General features: G+C 63.5%; 21 protein-coding genes. 11 read left to right on the top strand and 10 right to left on the bottom strand.

What is annotated here, in order from left to right; translation table 11 throughout:
* Positions 1 to 52: 52 nt before the first annotated feature.
* The 4 genes from C7T96_RS16685 to rpsF all read right to left on the bottom strand — a co-directional run bounded on the left by C7T96_RS16685 (position 53) and on the right by rpsF (position 2,914).
* Positions 53 to 1,330, bottom strand: a complete 1,278-nt coding sequence (locus tag C7T96_RS16685) for a cyclopropane-fatty-acyl-phospholipid synthase family protein (RefSeq protein ID WP_106572381.1) — start codon at positions 1,328 to 1,330, stop codon at positions 53 to 55.
* A gap of 134 nt (positions 1,331 to 1,464) precedes the next feature.
* Positions 1,465 to 2,058, bottom strand: coding sequence for a 50S ribosomal protein L9 (rplI, locus tag C7T96_RS16680; protein ID WP_106572380.1), 594 nt, complete (start codon positions 2,056 to 2,058; stop codon positions 1,465 to 1,467).
* A gap of 200 nt (positions 2,059 to 2,258) precedes the next feature.
* The gene (gene rpsR, locus C7T96_RS16675) at positions 2,259 to 2,507 is read right to left on the bottom strand and encodes a 30S ribosomal protein S18 (protein ID WP_106572379.1); all 249 of its coding nucleotides are present in this window, start codon (positions 2,505 to 2,507) and stop codon (positions 2,259 to 2,261) included.
* 11 nt (positions 2,508 to 2,518) lie between these two features.
* Positions 2,519 to 2,914: a 30S ribosomal protein S6 gene (rpsF, locus tag C7T96_RS16670; RefSeq protein WP_106572378.1), complete on the bottom strand. Its 396-nt coding sequence runs from the start codon at positions 2,912 to 2,914 to the stop codon at positions 2,519 to 2,521.
* Positions 2,915 to 3,442: 528 nt separating this feature from the next.
* On the opposite strand from rpsF, the gene C7T96_RS16665 reads away from it, so the two are divergent.
* Positions 3,443 to 3,679: an RNA-binding protein gene (locus C7T96_RS16665; protein WP_106572377.1), complete on the top strand. Its 237-nt coding sequence runs from the start codon at positions 3,443 to 3,445 to the stop codon at positions 3,677 to 3,679.
* Here the strand turns inward: C7T96_RS16665 and C7T96_RS16660 are convergent.
* Positions 3,676 to 4,869, bottom strand: coding sequence for an XRE family transcriptional regulator (locus tag C7T96_RS16660; RefSeq protein ID WP_106572376.1), 1,194 nt, complete (start codon positions 4,867 to 4,869; stop codon positions 3,676 to 3,678). The two genes, C7T96_RS16665 and C7T96_RS16660, sit on opposite strands and share 4 nt — an antisense overlap.
* Positions 4,866 to 5,534 (bottom strand): hypothetical protein, encoded by a 669-nt coding sequence (locus tag C7T96_RS16655; protein WP_106572375.1) that lies wholly within the window; start codon positions 5,532 to 5,534, stop codon positions 4,866 to 4,868. Before C7T96_RS16655 ends, C7T96_RS16660 begins: the two co-directional genes overlap by 4 nt.
* A 131-nt stretch (positions 5,535 to 5,665) precedes the next feature.
* On the opposite strand from C7T96_RS16655, the gene C7T96_RS16650 reads away from it, so the two are divergent.
* Both C7T96_RS16650 and C7T96_RS23925 read left to right on the top strand, forming a co-directional pair.
* The gene (locus C7T96_RS16650; protein ID WP_199190505.1) at positions 5,666 to 6,559 is read left to right on the top strand and encodes a DDE-type integrase/transposase/recombinase; all 894 of its coding nucleotides are present in this window, start codon (positions 5,666 to 5,668) and stop codon (positions 6,557 to 6,559) included.
* A complete protein-coding gene (locus C7T96_RS23925) occupies positions 6,556 to 6,768 on the top strand; it encodes a hypothetical protein (protein ID WP_146149201.1) in 213 nt (70 codons plus the stop codon). Before C7T96_RS16650 ends, C7T96_RS23925 begins: the two co-directional genes overlap by 4 nt.
* Positions 6,769 to 6,790: 22 nt before the next feature.
* Here the strand turns inward: C7T96_RS23925 and C7T96_RS16645 are convergent, their stop codons facing one another.
* Complete coding sequence (locus tag C7T96_RS16645) at positions 6,791 to 7,732, bottom strand: calcium/sodium antiporter (RefSeq protein ID WP_238719735.1); 942 nt, start codon at positions 7,730 to 7,732, stop codon at positions 6,791 to 6,793.
* A 211-nt stretch (positions 7,733 to 7,943) separates the two neighbouring features.
* Between C7T96_RS16645 and C7T96_RS16640 the strand changes: the two genes are divergently transcribed.
* The 8 genes from C7T96_RS16640 (at position 7,944) to gmk (ending at position 15,645) form a co-directional block, all read left to right on the top strand.
* Positions 7,944 to 9,110, top strand: a complete 1,167-nt coding sequence (locus C7T96_RS16640; RefSeq protein ID WP_106572372.1) for a M20 aminoacylase family protein — start codon at positions 7,944 to 7,946, stop codon at positions 9,108 to 9,110.
* A 120-nt stretch (positions 9,111 to 9,230) separates the two neighbouring features.
* Complete coding sequence (fabD, locus tag C7T96_RS16635; RefSeq protein ID WP_106572371.1) at positions 9,231 to 10,166, top strand: ACP S-malonyltransferase; 936 nt, start codon at positions 9,231 to 9,233, stop codon at positions 10,164 to 10,166.
* Between the two features lie 66 nt (positions 10,167 to 10,232).
* Entirely contained in the window at positions 10,233 to 10,970 is a 738-nt protein-coding gene (gene fabG / locus C7T96_RS16630) for a 3-oxoacyl-[acyl-carrier-protein] reductase (RefSeq protein ID WP_106572370.1), read from the top strand.
* Positions 10,971 to 11,249: 279 nt separating this feature from the next.
* A complete protein-coding gene (locus C7T96_RS16625) occupies positions 11,250 to 11,486 on the top strand; it encodes an acyl carrier protein (protein WP_106572369.1) in 237 nt (78 codons plus the stop codon).
* A gap of 46 nt (positions 11,487 to 11,532) precedes the next feature.
* On the top strand, positions 11,533 to 12,795 hold the full coding sequence (fabF, locus tag C7T96_RS16620; RefSeq protein WP_106572368.1) for a beta-ketoacyl-ACP synthase II: 1,263 nt from the start codon (positions 11,533 to 11,535) through the stop codon (positions 12,793 to 12,795).
* A 103-nt stretch (positions 12,796 to 12,898) separates the two neighbouring features.
* The gene (mltG, locus tag C7T96_RS16615; RefSeq protein ID WP_106572367.1) at positions 12,899 to 14,071 is read left to right on the top strand and encodes an endolytic transglycosylase MltG; all 1,173 of its coding nucleotides are present in this window, start codon (positions 12,899 to 12,901) and stop codon (positions 14,069 to 14,071) included.
* 26 nt (positions 14,072 to 14,097) lie between these two features.
* Entirely contained in the window at positions 14,098 to 14,985 is an 888-nt protein-coding gene (locus C7T96_RS16610) for a YicC/YloC family endoribonuclease (RefSeq protein WP_106572366.1), read from the top strand.
* Positions 14,986 to 14,988: 3 nt separating this feature from the next.
* Positions 14,989 to 15,645 (top strand): guanylate kinase, encoded by a 657-nt coding sequence (gmk, locus tag C7T96_RS16605; protein ID WP_106572365.1) that lies wholly within the window; start codon positions 14,989 to 14,991, stop codon positions 15,643 to 15,645.
* Between the two features lie 10 nt (positions 15,646 to 15,655).
* Here the strand turns inward: gmk and rsmA are convergent, their stop codons facing one another.
* From rsmA to C7T96_RS23920, 3 genes are read right to left on the bottom strand one after another with little or no spacing between them, the layout of a single operon-like run.
* The gene (gene rsmA / locus C7T96_RS16600) at positions 15,656 to 16,489 is read right to left on the bottom strand and encodes a 16S rRNA (adenine(1518)-N(6)/adenine(1519)-N(6))-dimethyltransferase RsmA (RefSeq protein ID WP_106572364.1); all 834 of its coding nucleotides are present in this window, start codon (positions 16,487 to 16,489) and stop codon (positions 15,656 to 15,658) included.
* Complete coding sequence (gene pdxA / locus C7T96_RS16595) at positions 16,486 to 17,517, bottom strand: 4-hydroxythreonine-4-phosphate dehydrogenase PdxA (RefSeq protein WP_348627252.1); 1,032 nt, start codon at positions 17,515 to 17,517, stop codon at positions 16,486 to 16,488. Before pdxA ends, rsmA begins: the two co-directional genes overlap by 4 nt.
* On the bottom strand, positions 17,507 to 18,376 hold the full coding sequence (locus C7T96_RS23920; RefSeq protein WP_127597533.1) for a peptidylprolyl isomerase: 870 nt from the start codon (positions 18,374 to 18,376) through the stop codon (positions 17,507 to 17,509). Before C7T96_RS23920 ends, pdxA begins: the two co-directional genes overlap by 11 nt.
* Positions 18,377 to 18,451: the final 75 nt, after the last annotated feature.

The following is an 18,451-nucleotide window of genomic DNA, read 5'->3' as shown; positions in this document are numbered from 1 at the left end:
TCTACCACCGACGGCCGCCGGCTTCCCGTTTGCGCCGTGGCGCCGGCAGGAACTACGACGGCGTGCGCTTGCGCTTTTGCGCGGCGGCCGGGTCGGGCGGTCGGCGCTCGTCGGCATCGGCCAGCCTGTCTTCGGCGACGCCGATATAGTCGCGGGTCACCGGCAGGGTGTCGTTGCGGCGTGTGAGCTGGATCTGGAACACCATCAGATCCTGCCAGCGGAAACCGGCCTCCGAGCCGGCGAGATAAAATTCCCACATCCGGCAGAACCGTTCGTCGTAAATCTCGCGCACGCGGTCGCGGTTGGCGGCAAAACGCTGGCGCCAGTGCTTGAGCGTCTCGGCGTAATGAAGGCGCAGTATCTCGACGTCGGTGACCTGCAGGCCCGAGCGCTCGATCGCCGGCAGCACTTCCGAGAGTGCGGGAATGTAGCCGCCGGGAAAAATATGCTTGCGGATGAAGGGCGTGGTCGTCGATGGCGGCCCCGAGCGGCCGATCGAGTGCAGCGCCATAACGCCGTCCGGTTTCAGGATCGTCGCACACTTGTCGAAGAAGGCGCGGTAATGATTGACGCCGACATGCTCGAACATGCCGACCGAAACGATGCGGTCGAAGCGCTCGCCGAGCTTGCGGTAGTCCCTGAGCTCGAAATGGGCCCGGCCCTCCAGCCTTTCCTGCTGTGCGCGCTCGGAGGCGATCGCCAACTGTTCCTCCGACAGGGTGATGCCCAAGACGTCGACATCGAAATTGCGGGCGAGATAGAGGCCGAGCCCGCCGAAACCGCATCCGATGTCCAGCACGGTCTGTCCGGGCGTGAGCGCCAGCTTGGCGGCGAGGTGGCGTTTCTTGGCCTCCTGGGCCTCCTCGAGCGTCATGTCCGGCCGCGCAAAATAGGCGCAGGAATACTGCAGGTCTCGATCGAGAAAGAGCTGGTAGAGTTCGCGCGAAAGGTCGTAGTGCCGGCGCACGTTGCGTCGGGCGCGTTCGGTCGTGTTGAATTGCTGCAACCGCCTCAGCCCGTGCCGGAAACCGTCGGCCATCCGGGTCCACAAGGCGCCGACATCCAGGGTCGGGGAGTTTTGGTAGATCACCTGCAAAAGGTCGAGCAGATCGCCTTCCAGAAGGTCGATCTCGCCATTCATGTAGCTCTCGGGCAGGGCGAGCACCGGGTCGAAGGTGATGGCGCGCTCGGCATGGGCGGAATGGATGGCGACCGTCACGCGAGGTCCGCTCTGGTCGCCGAACGAGGCCGACCGGCCCCTGTGGTCGATCACGGTCAGATTGCCCGTCCGGATCAGACGTTCGATAAGGCTGCGCAAAAACACGTTCATGGGAGCAGCACCTCCCGCAACAGTCACTTTGGATCACCCGTACCCGAGAATGTGGGAACAGCCGTCCTTCGATCAAGAAAAAATGCCCGGAATTCGCATCCCGGGCATTGATCCTGAACGGTTTTTTTTCTGTATCAGACCGTTTGATCGCCCTCGTCGAACCCTTCGCCGTCCTCGTTCGGGTCGAAGAAACTGTCCGGGCGAGCGTTTTCGTTGATGTCGTCGCCGTAGATCGCTTCCGCCGAATCCAGCTTCTCGCCGGCTGCCTGGCGTTCGGCCTCGTCGGTGGAGCGCGCGATGTTCATGGTCACGGTCACCTCGACTTCCGGGTGAAGCGCAATGATGACGTTGGTCAGCCCGATCGCCTTGATCGGCTGGTTGAGCTCGACCTGGTTGCGATTGACCGAAAAGCCCTCTTCGGCCAGCAGGTCGGCGATGTCGCGCGGGGACACCGAACCATAGAGCTGGCCGGTTTCGCCGGCCGCACGCACGATGATGAAGGACATACCGTCGAGGCGCTCGGCGATCTTTTCGGCTTCGGACTTGCGCTCCAGGTCGCGCGCTTCGAGCTGGACGCGCTGGCTTTCGAACTTTTTCTTGTTGGCTTCGTTGGCGCGCAGCGCCTTGCCCTGCGGCAGCAGGAAATTGCGGGCGTAGCCGTCGCGCACCTTGACTGTTTCGCCCATCTGGCCGAGCCGTGCGATGCGTTCGAGAAGAATGACTTCCATCGTATCAATCCTTGTTTCGGGCGCCTTTGCGGCGCGGGCCGGATTGCGGGAAGCCGAATGGCGGCATGGTCGCCGTCCTGTCGCTGTCCTGCCATCCGGCAGTTAGGGGCATGGGCCCCAGCCCGGGATTTTCGTTCGATCCGTCCGTACCGCGCCCGTCGCGGGGGACTGGCGCCGCCTGGCGGCGGCGCCGAGGAGCCTTAGCGGACCACGTAGGGCAGAAGGCCGAGGAAACGCGCGCGCTTGATCGCCTTGGCGAGTTCGCGCTGCTTCTTCTGGCTGACTGCGGTGATGCGCGAGGGCACGATCTTGCCGCGCTCGGAAATATAGCGCTGCAGCAGCTTTACGTCCTTGTAGTCGATCTTCGGCGCGTTGGAGCCGGAGAACGGGCAGGTCTTGCGCCGGCGATGAAAGGGGCGCCGGGTCGGGATCTGGTTGATGTCGACCATTGTCGTGCTCCTTAGGACTGTTCGCGCGGCCGGCGCGGGCCGCGATCGCCACGGCCGCCGAAGCGGTCGCCGCGATCGTCGCGGTCGCGCTTCTGCATCATCGCCGAGGGGCCTTCCTCATGCGCGTCGACGCGGATGGTCATGAAGCGCAACACGTCTTCCGACAGGCCCATCTGGCGCTCCATCTCGTTGATGGCGGCAGCCGGTGCGCTCAGGTCCATGAGCGTGAAATAGGCCTTGCGGTTTTTCTTGATGCGGTAGGTCAGGGACTTCAGTCCCCAGTTTTCCACCCGGCCGACCGATCCGCCATTGGCTTCCACGACACCCTTGTACTGTTCGACAAGCGCGTCGATCTGCTGCTGCGACAGATCCTGCCGGGCAAGGAACACATGTTCGTAAAGAGCCATTGTTTCTTTGCCTTTCTTCCGTTTCGCTCTCCCGGCAACCAGCGGCTAAGCCTCTGCGACTTGTCTTTGCCCGCTCTGGCGGGAGAAGAAAGGCGCATGGTCGAGACGGTCGAGAGCGGAGACACGGGAGGCGGAAGGCCTTTTGCCTTCACACGCGGAGCGAATTTTCAAAGGAAATGCGCGCACGGCCCTCCGTTCAGCCCCCAACTGGACCGGCAGAGTGAGCGCGCTTATACAGGTTTTTGCCAATCTGGCAAGCGCAGGTAGTGTCTCAGTTTGAAATCTGACGCCGCGCACGCGGTTGTCGCACCCCGGCCCGAACTCCTATATGCTTACCGGAAAGCATGGGAGGCGATATGGACAAATATGAAGTGTCTTGGGGCCCCGAAGGCGAAGCGCCCACACGGACAGAGATCGTAACAGCTGAAGGCCACGAGGACGCAATCAAAAAGGTTCTGGAGCCGTTCAAAACGGACCCACACTCTGTTGACGCCCAAATTTGGAACGTCAAATCCCGAAAGGTTTCCGATGCCGACCGGACCTAAAGGTCAGAAGCGCCCCGCCGACGTGATTGGCAATGCCGTGAAGGTCATGCGCATTGCGACCGGTGAGGACGAAGACGAAACGCCAGACGACGGCAAGGACGCCGCCGCGAAGGAACTCGGCGCTAAGGGCGGCAAGAAGCGCGCCGCCAATCTGTCACCGGAGCGGCGCGCGGAGATCGCCCGGAAGGCTGCTGAAAAGCGATGGGCCAAGAAGCCCTAACTCCTTCGGCGGTCACTTAGAGAGACAACGTTCCCCTGTGAGCCACCAATCCCCGGCTTAAGGACGGGTTCCGGTCGTTCATGCACGGGCGCACCCAACGTGCCCACTGGGAGATCGGCAATTTCCTCGAGATCGTCTACCGGGAATGGTAGGGCAGCGCGGATATCGGCTACTGTTTGGACCTTTTCGTTCAGTAGCATCTCGAAGCTGCGGCGGATTAGATAGGGTTCCTCCTTCTCTGTCTTACCGTCAAAGGGTTCGCCTTTCCTCCATCCGCGCCGAGTGTAATTCATCCACATCCGCTTGGACTGGAAGTCGTCCAAAATATCCAGCGAACTCAAGCGCATGATCATTGCCGCAACCGATGTGCCCCATCGTTCCTTGAGACTAACCATACCGTCCAGCGTTGGCGCATAAAGCTCGTCCAAGAAGTCCTGCTCAGGAAGCAGCATGAAGCTAGCAAACGCATCTGCCTGTTTTTCCAGAAGCTTATACGTCGCTCTGTTGTTCAGGTGCGCATGGGTGACGTTCCGGTGAAAAAGGATGTGGGCCAGCTCGTGCAACGCATCAAACCGTTGCCGCGCGGCACTCGCTTTGTCGCGTGACAGCATGATGAACGGGATGCCGAACTTGTCCGACCATTGCGAAAAGGCATCGACCTTTTCTGCATTGACGTGAATCCGCGAAACCAGAATGCCGCTGGCTTCAACTCTCTCCAGAACGTCGGGAAGCGGGCCACGCCGAACGTTCCATTCACTCCGCAGGGTATTTGCCGCATCCTCAACAAAATCACGAGAAATGCTCAGCGGATCGCTGGGCACATCAAAATCCACCAAATCGAGCGCGGGGAAATCGAAGAAGTCGCCCAAATAATCAACGACTTCTTTGAGCCAATCCAACCGAACCGACGCCCTATCGAGATCGCCCGCCTGCGCGGTCAGCTTGGACCGCCAGAAAACAGGCCGACTATCATCGAAGCGCTGGGCAAGGAAAAAGTATTGCCTCGGAATCCCAAGGGTTGAAGAGAGCTTGTCTACCGTCTCATGGCGCGGCGTCTGATGACCGTTTTCATACTTGCTGAGCGATTGAACGCTAACATGGATCATGCTGGCGAGATCACTGGCAGTGATGCCGCGCGCGCGTCTAGCCTCGCTGAGACGAGTTCCAACAAATCCTGTAGCTATGCTCATGCTTTTTTCGAACCCGCATCCTTGTCCCGCCTCCAAGTCGGAACCGTGCGGTCCTCCTTCTTAGCTTTCTCGTCTGCCGGATACAGGGCAATGATCTCAGGAACGCCAACAGAGAGTGCCCATGACTTCATGGTACGATCCGGAACGCAAAACATGAGTGTGCCGAGCTTCTGCTCGTCCTCACTGAACCGCCGCCCAACCGGCGTGTGGGCAAACAGCGCATAGAATTCCTTCGCGGAGTAGATCTCGGCAGAATCATCAAGCGGCAACCTAGGACAGTTTGCTGCTTCCGCAAGCGCATCCCTGAATTTCGCCGGCTGCGGCAAATCGCCAGCCCTCGGCACGTATGATTGCGTCAAGCCAAAAGCCCCAGCCGTGACGTAGGTATGATGCCATTTGTTGTAGGGCAATTCCTTTGCAGTGACGTTCAGACCGTGGGCCGCGGCGGCTTCGTGCAGTTCCCAATCGATCCGGAAACACCGATCCTGATTCAGTTTGAATATCCGCTGCTCAGCTAGAGTGGTCACATTGTGGGCCACGGCCGAAAACTCTTCGAGATATGCCCGCCGGATACGATCCAAGGCCTCCATCAGAAACGCCTTCGGAAAACTCCTCGTAGCTTGCGCGAGGATGTGTTGGCGCATCTGCTCTTCGTCCGTAGCCATTCCGACATGCCCTTGTGCGATTTGCCTGAAGCGTCGAAATTTGTTTATAGCTTAAAGTCTTTGGCGTCAATAGGCGGATTGGCTTAAACAATATGCTTGACACTAAGCATAAAAGTTCACATATTAAAGGCGTGAACAAGCTGCCCCTGAAAACCCGCGTCCAAATTCTCTCTATGCTCTGCGAGGGATCGTCCATGCGCTCGATCTCGCGCGTTGCGGACGTGTCGATCAACACGGTTTCAAAGCTGCTGGTCGATGCCGGCATGTTCTGCGCCGATCTGCACGACCGCGAAGTCCGCGACGTAAAGGCAAAGCGCGTCCAGTGTGACGAAATCTGGTCGTTTGTCGGCGCGAAGGCGAAGAACGTTCCGAACATGAAGCAGCCCGTGGAAGGCGCTGGCGACGTGTGGACCTGGACCGCACTAGACAGCGACAGCAAGCTGATTGTCTCTTGGCTCGTCGGCGGGCGCGACAGCGACTATGCGTTGGCGTTCATGGATGACGTTCGCGACCGCCTTGCCAATCGCGTCCAGCTTACGACGGACGGTCATTCGGTCTATCTTAATGCGGTCGAAGAAGCGTTCGGCGCTGATATCGACTATGCAATGCTGGTGAAGCAGTACGGCGAGCCGGAAGGCTCCAAGCGGTCGCCTGAACGCCGCTACAGCCCCGCTGTGTGCACTGGCGCAAAGAAGACCCGCATTGAGGGATCGCCCGACCCGGTGCACGTCAGCACGTCACATGTGGAGCGCGCCAACCTGACGATGCGCATGGCCAACCGCCGCTTTACCCGCCTGACGAGTGCGTTCTCGAAGAAATTCGAGAACCACGTGCACATGGTCGCGATCTATACGGTCTGGTACAACTTCATCAAGATGCACAAGACGCTGCGCATGACGCCTGCAATGGCCGCTGGCGTGACCGACAAGCTCTGGTCGATGGATGATCTGGTCGCGATGATGGACGCCGTTGCGCCAAAGCCGGGACCGCGCGGGTCATACAAGAAACGGAAGTCAGCAGCATGAAGAAGTTTGCCTCAGAAATTTATGCCGCAGTTCGTTCTGGCCGGCTCCGCGAGCCGTTCAGCGCAAGAGAGGTCAAGGCCGCCTGTCCAGGTTGGGCCGACAACACATATCGCGTATTTCTATCCAAACATGCCGTTGGCAACGGGAGAACGACCGAGCTTTTTGTTCGGATCGCCCCCGGTCGTTACCGGCTCATGATTTCAAACTGAGACACTACCCAAGCGCGGGCGTCTAGCCGGCAACGGTATATAGGCCGATCGTGTAGGCGACGTAGGCGGCCAGCATGACGAAGCCGGTGGTGCGGCCCAGCCGGTCGCGCAAGACCAGCATCGCGGCGAAGGCGAGACTGATCGCGAGCACCAGCGGAACGTCGACCTGCCAGAACCGTTCGGAGATCGGCAGCGGCGCGACCAGCGCCGTCACGCCCAATATGCCCAGTATGTTGAAAATATTCGATCCCACGATGTTGCCGATGGCAACGCCCGCCCGGCCGCGCCAGGCGGCCACCACCGAGGTCGCGAGTTCGGGCAGGCTGGTGCCGATGGCGACGATCGACAGGCCGACCACGGCTTCCGAAACCCCGAGCGCCAGGGCGATGGCGCTGGCGCCCTCGACCAGCAGATCGGCACCCACGAACAGCAGCGCCAGACCCGCCGCAAGCAGCGTGGCGGCGAGCCAGGCCGGTTTTTTCGGCGCGACCACGACGCTGCCGCCATCGGCTTCACCGCCGTTCCGGCTGGCACGGTAATGAGCGTAGAGATAGGCGACCAGAAACAGCACCAGCAGCAGGCCGCCCCAAGTCGGCAGCACGCCAAAGGCGGCAGCCAGCAACAGCAGCGCCGTGGCGATAAGCATCAACAGCACGTCACGGCGCACATCCGCGCCCCAGCCGCCGGACGGGGCGAGCACCGCCGTCACGCCGCCGATCAGAAGCAGGTTGGCCATGTTGGACCCGACGACATTGCCGATGGCGATTTCGGGCCGGCCTTTCAGGGCAGCCTCGACGGAGACCAGCAATTCCGGCATCGACGTGCCGAATCCGACCACGGTGAGGCCGATCACCAGTTCCGTGACGCCGAACCGCCTGGCCGCCGAAACCGCGCCGCGCACGAGAAGTTCGCCGCCGCCGAACAACAGAATGAAACCGACGATGACGAAGACGATATCGCGCACGGACGAGCATTTCCCCTGTTTGCCGCCAAGCCCCTTGCGCGGTCGCGCTAAGATGGGGAGGGCGATCCGGCCATGCAAGGCCGCTTGCCGTCGGCGCGCGGCCGGGCGGGGGGCTGGATCATCCGATTTTCTTTTGCGCGCCGCCGACGATCGTGCAAAACGGCGGCAAGGGAACGCAGAAACGCCGAAACGAGCCGGAGGAGAAAACAACATGCCGATCGTCAACCGGATTGCCGAGTTTCATCAGGATGTCACCGCGTGGCGCCGCGACATCCACGCCCATCCCGAACTGCAGTTCGATGTCCATCGCACGGCGGCGCTCGTCGCCGACAAGCTCAAGTCATTCGGGGTCGACGAAGTCGTCACCGGCATCGGGCGCACGGGGGTGGTCGGCGTCATTCGTGGCCGCAAGACGGAGTCCGGCAGGACGATCGGCCTGCGCGCCGACATGGATGCCCTGCCGATCCAGGAGGCGGTCGAGCGGCCTTACAAGTCCACGACGCCGGGTGTCATGCATGCCTGCGGCCATGACGGCCACATCGCCATGCTTTTGGGCGCGGCGCGCTACCTTGCCGAAACGCGCAATTTCGATGGCACTGCGGTGGTCATCTTCCAGCCCGCCGAGGAGGGCGGCGGCGGTGGTCGCGTCATGGTCGAGGAAGGCATGATGGATCGGTTCTCGATCGACGAGGTCTACGGCATGCACAACGCGCCGGGGATTCCGTTCGGCCAGTTCGCGCTCAGGAGCGGCTCGATGATGGCCGCGGCCGACATGTTCGTGATCGACATCGAAGGCGTGGGCGGGCATGCCGCGCGCCCGCAGCGCTGCATCGACACCACGCTTGTCGGCGCGCATATCATGACCGCCTTGCAGTCGGTCGTGTCGCGCAGCGTCGATCCGGTGGAGGCGGCGGTGATCTCGGTGACGACGTTCAAGGCGGGCGACGCCTTCAACGTCATTCCGCAGACCGCGCGGCTCACCGGCACGGCGCGCACCCTGTCGCCGGAAGTGCGCGACCTTCTGGAAGAACGCATGGCGCAGGTGGTCGAAAACACCGCCGCCGCTTTCGGCGCCAAGGCCACGCTCGACTATCAGCGCCACTACCCGGTCTTGTCCAACCATGCCCGCGAGGCCGGTTTCGCAGCCGACGTGGCGCGCCAGGTGGCCGGCGACAAGGTCGACACCGAAACGCCGCAGGTCATGGGCGGCGAGGATTTCGCGTTCATGCTGGAGGCGCGGCCGGGCGCCTTCATCTATCTTGGCCAGGGCGACACCCAATATCTCCACCATCCCGAATACGATTTCGACGACGAGATCATCCCGATCGGCTGCTCCTACTGGGCAAGGCTGGTGGAGACCGCCTTGCCGGCCGGCTGAGAAGGGATCGCCCCGGCGCTCCCGCTCGCGGCCTCCTGGTGATTGTCTGCCCGGCCTTGACTTCGCGGTCCGTCCTGCCGCACAGGCAGCGCGAGACAATCGAAGGGGAGATACCGCCCGATGGCGATCGCATTCACCTTTCCCGGCCAGGGTAGCCAGGCCGTCGGCATGGGCCGCGAGCTGGCCGAGGCCTTCCCCGAGGCCCGTGCCGTCTTCGAAGAGGTCGACGAGGCGCTGGGCGAGAAGTTGTCGACGCTGATGTGGGAGGGACCGGAGGACAGGCTGACGCTGACGGCGAACGCGCAGCCGGCGCTGATGGCCGTCTCCATCGCCGCCTTGCGCGCCATGCAGGCGCGCGGGCTGGTGCTGGAGGACAAGGTCGACTATCTCGCCGGCCATTCCCTGGGCGAATATTCGGCCTTGTGTGCGGCCGGCGTCTTCTCGCTTGCCGATACCGCGCGCCTGCTGCGTATCCGCGGCAATGCCATGCAGGCGGCGGTGCCACCGGGCGAGGGTGCCATGGCGGCGATCCTGGGCCTGGACGACGCCGAGGTCGAAGCCGCCTGCCAGGCGGCCGGCAACGGGGTTTGCCAGATCGCCAACGACAATGGCGGCGGCCAGATCGTCATCTCCGGCGCAAAGGCGGCTGTCGAAGCCGCAGCCGCGCTGTGCACCGAAAAGGGCGCCAAGCGCGCCATCATGCTGCCGGTTTCCGCGCCGTTCCATTCCGCGCTGATGGCGCCGGCCGCCGAGGCCATGCGCACGGCCCTGGCCGAGGTGGCGATGCAGGCGCCCGCCATCGCGGTGGTGGCCAACGTCACCGTCACCCCGCTCACCGATCCTGACGAGATCGCACGGCGCCTGGTCGAGCAGGTCACCGGCCGCGTACGCTGGCGCGAGACGGTGGAGTTTTTCGCCGGCAACGGCGTGACCGGGCTTTACGAGATCGGCGCCGGCAAGGTGCTGTCGGGGCTTGCCCGCCGCATCGACCGCACGCTGGCGACCGCCAGCGTCGGCACCCCGGCCGATATCGACGCGGCGCTCGCCGCCTTGTAACGAACCATCGCGGCCACGCCCTGCCGGCCGCGCGGGCTGGCCTCGGAGCCCAGCAGGAGACGAACCATGCTTGATCTCACCGGCCGCAAGGCCCTCATCACCGGCGCTTCCGGCGGCATCGGCGAGGCGGTTGCCCGCCTGCTGCACGCCCAGGGCGCCAATGTCGGCTTGCACGGAACCCGTGTCGAAAAGCTCGAGGCCCTTGCCGGCGAGCTCGGCGAGCGTGTGACGATCTTTCCGGCCGATCTGTCCGACCGCGCTGCCGTCAAGGCGCTGGGCCAGAAGGCCGAAGCCGAACTCGACGGCGTCGATATTCTCGTCAACAATGCCGGCATCACCCGCGACGGCTTGTTCGTGCGCATGTCGGACGACGACTGGGATGCTGTTTTAGAGGTCAATCTGACCGCCGTCTTCCGCCTGACGCGCGAACTCACCCATCCGATGATGCGCCGCCGCTTCGGCCGCATCGTCAACATTACCTCCGTCGTCGGCGTCACCGGCAATCCCGGCCAGGCCAATTACTGCGCCTCCAAGGCCGGCATGATCGGCTTCTCGAAATCGCTGGCGCAGGAAGTGGCGAGCCGTAACATCACCGTCAATTGCGTGGCGCCCGGCTTCATCGAATCGGCGATGACCGGCAAGCTCAACGACAAGCAGCGTGACGCGATCATGGGGGCGATCCCGATGAAGCGCATGGGAACCGGCGCCGAGGTTGCCGCTGCCGTGGCCTTTCTCGCCTCCACCGAGGCGGCCTATATGACGGGACAGACCCTGCACGTGAACGGCGGCATGGCGATGATTTGAGCCCGCCGCGCCGTTGATTCGGCCGTCGTCGTCCGCGGGCGCCGAAATGGCGGCAATGCGCTTCTTTGCGGCGTGTTTTCGCCTTTGCCGGTCCGGGTTTTCATGGTATGCGGCCCGGCAAACTGGCGATCCGGGCACTGTCCGCCGTGCGTTTTGCGCCGGTTTTTTGTCCGGAGAAGCCGTGGCCGGTCATGCCGGCGTGGCGCGATCTTTCAACTTGATTAGCGGGCATCCTGCCGCTAACGAAGACCAACTTGAACCGAAGTCGAGGGTTTCCAAATGAGCGACACCGCAGAGCGCGTCAAAAAAATCGTTGTAGAGCATCTTGGCGTTGAAGCCGACAAGGTCACCGAGGGCGCGAGCTTTATCGACGATCTTGGCGCGGACAGCCTGGACACCGTCGAACTGGTCATGGCCTTCGAGGAAGAGTTCGGCGTGGAGATCCCCGACGACGCGGCCGAGACGATCCTGACCGTGGGCGATGCGGTCAAGTATATCGACAAAGCCTCCGCCTAACGGCAGCCTTCGGGCAATTCCGCAAAATATCCGTGGTGGTTGAGTGATGAGACGAGTCGTCGTCACGGGAATGGGTCTCGTTTCCCCCTTCGGGGTGGGCGTTGAGCATTCCTGGCGCCGTCTTTTGTCGGGTGAAAGCGCGGCACGGCGGGTCGAGCATTTCGAGACCGACGATCTGCCGTGCAAAATCGCCAATGTCGTTCCGCGGGGCGACGGCAGCGATGCCACGTTCAATCCCGACCATGTGCTCGAGCCCAAGGAACAGCGCAAAGTCGGCGATTTCATCCTCTACGGCATCGCCGCCGCCGACGAGGCGCTGAAGGATTCGGGCTGGGCGCCGAAAACGCCGGACGACCAGAACGCCACCGGCGTGATGATCGGTTCCGGCATCGGCGGCGTCGAGGGCATCGCCGAAAACGCACTCATCCTGCGTGATCGCGGCCCACGCCGCATCAGCCCGTTCTTCATTCCCGGCAATATCATCAATCTGGTTTCGGGTCAGGTCTCGATCCGGCACGGCCTGAAGGGGCCGAACCATGCCGTGGTCACGGCCTGTTCGACCGGAGCGCATGCGATCGGCGACGCGGCGCGGCTGATCGCCTACGGCGACGCCGAGGTGATGCTGGCCGGCGGCGCGGAAGCGCCGATCAACCGTTTGTCACTCGCCGGCTTCGCGGCCTGCCGGGCCTTGTCCACCGCCTACAACGACACGCCGCAAAAGGCCTCGCGTCCCTATGATCGCGACCGTGACGGGTTCGTGATGGGCGAGGGGGCCGGCGTGGTCGTGCTTGAGGAACTGGAGCACGCCAAGGCGCGCGGCGCGCGGATTTACGCCGAAATCATCGGTTATGGTCTAAGCGGCGACGCTTTCCATATCACCGCCCCGTCCGAAGACGGCGACGGCGCCTATCGCTGCATGAGCGCGGCTCTCAAACGCGCCGGCCTGACGCCCGGCGACGTCGACTATATCAACGCGCACGGCACCTCGACCATGGCCGACACGATCGAGCTGGGCGCGGTCGAGCGCCTGGTGGGCGATGCGGCCTCGGGGATCGCCATGTCGTCGACCAAATCCTCCATCGGCCATCTTCTGGGCGCGGCCGGGGCGGCCGAGGCGATCTTTTCCATCCTGGCTATCCGCGACAACAAGGCGCCGGCGACCATCAATCTGGAAAATCCGTCCGTCGAAACCGCGCTCGATCTGGTGCCCAATCGGCCCAAGGACCGGACGATCGATGTGGCGCTGTCGAACTCTTTCGGCTTCGGGGGCACCAATGCTTCGCTCGTTTTCCGCCGCCATGATGGCTAAACGGCTGCGCCGGTCGTCAATTTTGCCATATTCATCGCTAGTCCTTGCAACGTCCCGGCGGGACGGCGTCGGGTTTTGGCATAACGGAGAAGCGTGACGGCCGATGACTACGGAACCGGCGAACGAAACCACTTTCGGCAACAGGAACGAGGCGCCGAAGCCGATCGTGCCGAAATCCGCGAGCGAAGCGCTGCGTCCCGAACAGGGCACCCCGCCGCCGCGGCGCTCGCAGGGCTCGCGCAACCAGGTCGTCGTGTTCATGAATTTCGTCATGTCGACGGTTATCTTCGTGGTTCTGGTCGCCGGTCTCGCCGTCTATCTGGGCAAGCGAGAGTTCGACAGTCCCGGTCCTGCGCAAAGCACCGAGATGGTGCTGGTCAAGCCGGCAACGAGCGTTTCGGAGATTGCCTTGATGCTGGAGCGGCGCAATCTGATCAGCGACCGCAACGTGTTCCGGCTGGGCGTGAGGGCCGCCGGCGCCGACGACGCCCTCAAGGCGGGCGAGTATGAGATCAAGGCCGGCGCCTCCATGCGCGACATCATGGATCTGTTGGTCAGCGGACGCTCGGTGCTCTATTCGCTGACCGTTCCCGAGGGACTGACGGTCAACCAGGCCTTTGATCGGATCGCCAAGCACGAAGCGCTGACCGGCGAGATGCCGGCCGAGCTGCCGCCGGAAGGCGCGCTGGTTGCCGACACGCAGCGTTTCACGCGCGGAACAACGCGCGCCGAACTGATCGAAAAGATGATCGCCGACCAGAAAAGCCTGGTCGAAGAGGTTTGGGAACGCCGCGTCGAGGGCCTGCCGCTGGAGACGATCGACGAATTCGTGACACTCGCCTCGATCGTGGAAAAGGAGACCGGCCGCGCCGACGAACGGCCGCGCGTTGCCGCGGTGTTCATCAACCGGCTGCGGCGCGGCATGCGGCTCCAGTCCGATCCGACGATCGTCTACGGCCTGTTCGGCGGCGAAGGCAAGCCGTCCGACCGGCCGATCTACCGCTCCGACATCGACAAGCTGACCCCCTACAACACCTATCTGATCGACGGGCTGCCGCCCACGCCGATCGCCACGCCCGGCCGCGCCGCGCTGGAGGCGGTCGCCAACCCGTCAAAGACCGACGAGTACTATTTCGTGGCCGACGGCACGGGAGGGCATGTGTTCGCCAAGACGCTGGACGAGCACAATGAAAACGTTGCGCGCTGGCGCGAGATCGAGAAGAAGAGACGGGACCAGGCGGACGAAACCGGTCAGGACGGGACCGGCTCGAACTGACCTAACGCCGGGGGGCGGGGGGAGTGATGGCGCTACAAAGCATGACGGGCTTTGCCCGTGCGGCGGCCGATCGGGACGGCACCGCCATTTCCTGGGAGGTGCGTTCGGTCAATGGCCGCGGCCTCGACGTGCGCCTGCGGCTACCGTCCGGCTTCGAACGGCTCGAACTGCCGGCCAAGCAGGCGGTGCAGCGCCGGTTCTCGCGCGGCAACGTCCAGGCCACGCTGGTCGTCAGCCGGCAGCCGGGGCTGGCGCAACCCGTCGTCAACGAGGCCTTCCTGCGCGATGTTGCCGGCCTTGCCCGGCGTCTGGAAGAGCAATTCGGCTGCTCGCCGGCTTCCGCCGACGGGCTGCTTGCGCTGCGCGGCGTGCTCGACATCCCGGACACGGTCGAGGACGAGGAGGGGCGCGAAGCCCTCGACGCGGTCATCATGACCGCGTTCGACAGCGTATTGGAGGATCTGGAGGCCGCGCGTCTGGCGGAGGGCGAACAGCTCGCCGTCGTGCTCGAAGACCACGTCGCCGCGATCGAGAAATACACCCGCGATGCCGAAGCCGATCCCTCGCGCGAGCCGGCGGCCATTCGCGAGCGTATCGCCATGCAGGTCGGATTGCTGCTCGACGCGGCCTCCGGCCTCGACGAACAGCGTCTGCACACCGAAGCCGCCCTTCTGGCCACGCGCGCCGACATCCGCGAGGAGCTCGATCGCCTGAAAGCCCATGTCGCGACGGCGCGGCAATTGCTGAAGAAAGGTGGCGCTGTCGGGCGCAAGCTCGATTTTTTGGCGCAGGAGTTCAATCGCGAATCGAATACGCTGTGTTCGAAGTCCAATGCGACGTCGGTCACCGCCATCGGGCTCGAACTGAAGGCCGTCGTCGATCAGTTTCGCGAACAGGTTCAGAATCTGGAGTAGCCCATGGGCGCCATGCAGCCCGCCTTGTCAATTCGCCGTCGCGGCTTGATGCTGGTTTTGTCCTCGCCGTCCGGCGCGGGCAAGTCGACGATTGCGCGCAGCCTGCTCGAAAACGATGGCGGGCTGGAATTGTCGGTCAGCGTGACGACCCGACCGCGGCGCGGCAGCGAGATCGACGGCGTGCATTATCATTTTCTGTCGACGCGGGATTTCGAGCGCATGCGCGACACCGATGCGCTGCTGGAATCCGCCGAGGTGCACGGCAATTTCTACGGTACGCCGCGCGAGCCGGTCGAGATCGCCATGGATGAAGGCCGCGACATGCTGTTCGATATCGACTGGCAGGGCGCCGAACAGCTCAAGGCGACGATGCCGGCCGACATCGTATCGATCTTCATCCTGCCGCCGTCGATGACCGAACTGAAATCGCGATTGCGCCGGCGAGCGGAGGATTCCGACACCACCATCCAGACCAGGCTCGAGAATGCGCGTTCCGAAATCGAACATTGGCGCGACTACGACTATGTCGTGGTCAATGACGATCTCGATCGCGCCTACGCCGCCGTGCGCGCTATCGTTGTCGCCGAACGCCTGAAACGCGATCGCCGGCCGGGCCTGTTCGATTTCGTCAGCGGGCTGCTTGACGAGCGGACCGAATAATAGGGCCGGCTCAGCCCTCGAGCGCGTTGGCCAAAGCGACGAACTCCGCGATCGACAGGGTTTCGGCCCGCCGCGTCGGCTCGATCCCGGCCTTTTGCAGCAGCGTTTCGCCACCGAGCGCCTTCAGGCTTTGACGCAGCATTTTTCGGCGTTGGCCGAATGCGGCCTGGGTGATCCGCGCAAGTCGCTTGGCCTCGCATGCCAACGGCGCGGATCGCGGTGTCAGGTGGACAACCGCCGAGGTGATCTTGGGCGGCGGGGTAAAGGCCTCGCGCGGCACGGTGAAGGCGATTCGGGCCGAGCTGCGCCAGCCGGCGAGAACGCCGAGCCGTCCGTAGGCACTTTCACCGGGCATTGCCACGATCCGCTCGGCGACCTCACGCTGAAACATCAATGTCATCGAGACGTAGAATGGGGGCCAGGGCTCGACGGTGAGCCAGCGCACCAACAGCTCGGTACCGATATTGTAGGGTAGGTTGGCCACGATCCGTACCGGCCCGGCACCTGCCGCGAGTGTGGCGAAATCGGTCCTGAGCGCATCACCGGCAACGATCTCGAGCCGGCCCGGATAGTGGCGCTCAATTTCCTGAAGGGCCGCTAGACAGCGTTCGTCGCGCTCGATGGCGATCACCCTTTTGGCCTCATTCGCCAGAAGCGCCCGTGTCAGCCCGCCGGGACCGGGGCCGACCTCGATCACCGTGGTCCCGGAAAGGTCGCCCGCTGTGCGTGCGATCTTGTCGGTCAGGTTGAGATCGAGCAGAAAATTCTGGCCGAGCGATTTTTTCGCAGCAAGCCCGTGCTGCTGGATGACCTCGCGCAGGGGAGGCAGGCCGTCGCGCGTCATGCAGCCTTATGTCCGGCTTCCGTCGTCGCCAGTCGCGCCGCCAGGTGCAGCGCGGCAACGAGACTGTCGGCGCGCGCTGCGCCCGTGCCGGCGATCGCGAAGGCTGTGCCGTGGTCGGGAGAGGTACGCACGAAAGGCAGGCCGAGCGTGACATTGACCGTCTTGTCGAAGGCCAGCGCTTTGGCCGGTATCAAGGCCTGATCGTGATACATGCAAAGCGCGGCGTCGTAGCTGTGCCGCGCCTCGGCGTGAAACAGCGTGTCGGCCGGCAGCGGACCGCGCGCGTCGATCCCTTCCGCACGCAGCGCGTCGACTGCGGGCCGCACGATGTCGATATCCTCGCGGCCCATTGCGCCGTCTTCTCCAGCATGCGGGTTGAGCCCGGCCACCGCGAGGCGCGGGCTGGCGATGGCGAAACGACGCGCCAGGTCGCCGGCCGTGATTTGGCCGGTTTCCACGATCAGCGCCGTCGTAAGCCGGGCCGGGACGGCGGCGAGCGGGATATGGATGGTGACCGGCACGGCGCGTAGTTCCGGCCCGGCAAGCATCATCACCGGTCTGGCCGGCATGCCGGTAGCTTTTTGCGCCAGATGGGCCAGAAACTCGGTATGGCCGGGAAAGGCGAAACCGGCGTCGTAAAGCGGCTTCTTGGCGATCGGTCCGGTGACGATCGCGCCGGCCGCGCCCGAAAGTGTGTCGGCAACGCCACGTTCGATCGCCTCGATGATGCCGGCGGCATTGGCCGAGGACGGCGCGCCCGGCCTGTCGGTCAGACGGTTGTGGAGCGGCACGACCGGTAGCGCCGTTTCGAAGTCGCCCGCCGCCGAGGCGGGGTCGGACGGCTTGAAACGGATCGACAGACCCAAGCTGCGCGCGCGCACGGCAAGCTGCTCGGCATCACCCAGCACATAGAACGGCGGCAGGGCATAGTGCGCGCGCGCAGCCCAGGCCGCCAGCGCGATATCGGGTCCGATGCCGGAAGGATCGCCGCATGTCAGGGCAAGCGGGCGTCGCTGTTCAGCGCTCAATGATGCTGGCTTTCTCGCGCAGTTCCTTGAGATATTTCTCGGAAAGCTCGGCCGCCTTCTTGTCGAGTTCGCCTTCGTTTTCGAACACCATCTGGGCGACGCGGTCATCCGAAATCTCGCGCGTGCTGCAAATGCCGATGAATTCAACACCGCGCTCGGTTTCGCGGATCTTGGTCGCCTGGCCGGGTTTGGTTTCCAGGATCAGGCTCTTCCAGTCCGGCGGCAGTTCCGGCGCGATCACCCGGCCCAGGTCACGGACGGTAACGTCGACGAGGCCCTTGGCGAACTCACGCGTATTCTGGCAGTTGTTGAAGCGGCCGCGCATGGCGTTGGCTTCCTTCTTGCGCCGGCTGAGCAGCGATTTGCGTTCGGCCGAAGGGATGACGAAAATCACCTGCTGCAGCATATACTCGGTCGCCGTCGGCTTGTTGCCGCCATCCTGCAGCATGCGATGGGCCGCGTCCTGCTCGGTGAGGCGTTCCGTCGCGCGGAACCGGGCGCCCAGCGCCCGGTTCCAGCCGATCTGGGAGCGGATGAAGTCCTTGAAATGGCTCTTCGTCACGCCCGATTGGGCCATGATCTGATCGAGCTGGCTTTTCGACAGCTTGTTGCCGGAGGCAAACCGTCCATAGGCCGCGTCGACATCGGCATCGGGAACCCGGATGTTGAGTCGGTTGATCTCGATATTCTTCAGCGTCTGCTCGATCATCTCGTCCGAGGCATTGGCCGAGCGGCGTTGCAGCCGCAAAAACGCCTTGCGCCGGGCGATATCGTAGCTCGTCACCGGCACATTGTTGACGATGTAGCGGATTTCGCTCGCTTGCGCCGGTGTCGTGGCCACGCTGGCCAGACAGGTCATGAACCCGAAAAGCAGGATAAAGCCGGTTCCGGCGATCCGATTCAATGCAGGTCGCATGGCTGAGCTCCGTGTCTC

It is taken from the genome of Nitratireductor sp. StC3 (genome assembly GCF_003015025.1).
In the GTDB taxonomy this organism is placed as follows: Bacteria; Pseudomonadota; Alphaproteobacteria; order Rhizobiales; family Rhizobiaceae; genus Mangrovimarina; species Mangrovimarina alexandrii.
The sequence above is the reverse complement of the archived record's forward strand: the minus strand, read 5'-3'. Positions and strand labels throughout refer to the sequence as shown.

Coding starts and splice junctions, on each gene's coding strand:
- C7T96_RS16685 (WP_106572381.1), bottom strand. CDS start 1,330: ATGAACGTGTTTTTGCGCAGCCTTATCGAACGTCTGATCCGGACGGGC.
- rplI (WP_106572380.1), bottom strand. CDS start 2,058: ATGGAAGTCATTCTTCTCGAACGCATCGCACGGCTCGGCCAGATGGGC.
- rpsR (WP_106572379.1), bottom strand. CDS start 2,507: ATGGTCGACATCAACCAGATCCCGACCCGGCGCCCCTTTCATCGCCGG.
- rpsF (WP_106572378.1), bottom strand. CDS start 2,914: ATGGCTCTTTACGAACATGTGTTCCTTGCCCGGCAGGATCTGTCGCAG.
- C7T96_RS16665 (WP_106572377.1), top strand. CDS start 3,443: ATGCCGACCGGACCTAAAGGTCAGAAGCGCCCCGCCGACGTGATTGGC.
- C7T96_RS16660 (WP_106572376.1), bottom strand. CDS start 4,869: ATGAGCATAGCTACAGGATTTGTTGGAACTCGTCTCAGCGAGGCTAGA.
- C7T96_RS16655 (WP_106572375.1), bottom strand. CDS start 5,534: ATGGCTACGGACGAAGAGCAGATGCGCCAACACATCCTCGCGCAAGCT.
- C7T96_RS23925 (WP_146149201.1), top strand. CDS start 6,556: ATGAAGAAGTTTGCCTCAGAAATTTATGCCGCAGTTCGTTCTGGCCGG.
- C7T96_RS16640 (WP_106572372.1), top strand. CDS start 7,944: ATGCCGATCGTCAACCGGATTGCCGAGTTTCATCAGGATGTCACCGCG.
- fabD (WP_106572371.1), top strand. CDS start 9,231: ATGGCGATCGCATTCACCTTTCCCGGCCAGGGTAGCCAGGCCGTCGGC.
- fabG (WP_106572370.1), top strand. CDS start 10,233: ATGCTTGATCTCACCGGCCGCAAGGCCCTCATCACCGGCGCTTCCGGC.
- C7T96_RS16625 (WP_106572369.1), top strand. CDS start 11,250: ATGAGCGACACCGCAGAGCGCGTCAAAAAAATCGTTGTAGAGCATCTT.
- fabF (WP_106572368.1), top strand. CDS start 11,533: ATGAGACGAGTCGTCGTCACGGGAATGGGTCTCGTTTCCCCCTTCGGG.
- mltG (WP_106572367.1), top strand. CDS start 12,899: ATGACTACGGAACCGGCGAACGAAACCACTTTCGGCAACAGGAACGAG.
- C7T96_RS16610 (WP_106572366.1), top strand. CDS start 14,098: ATGGCGCTACAAAGCATGACGGGCTTTGCCCGTGCGGCGGCCGATCGG.
- gmk (WP_106572365.1), top strand. CDS start 14,989: ATGGGCGCCATGCAGCCCGCCTTGTCAATTCGCCGTCGCGGCTTGATG.
- rsmA (WP_106572364.1), bottom strand. CDS start 16,489: ATGACGCGCGACGGCCTGCCTCCCCTGCGCGAGGTCATCCAGCAGCAC.
- C7T96_RS23920 (WP_127597533.1), bottom strand. CDS start 18,376: ATGACCTGTCTGGCCAGCGTGGCCACGACACCGGCGCAAGCGAGCGAA.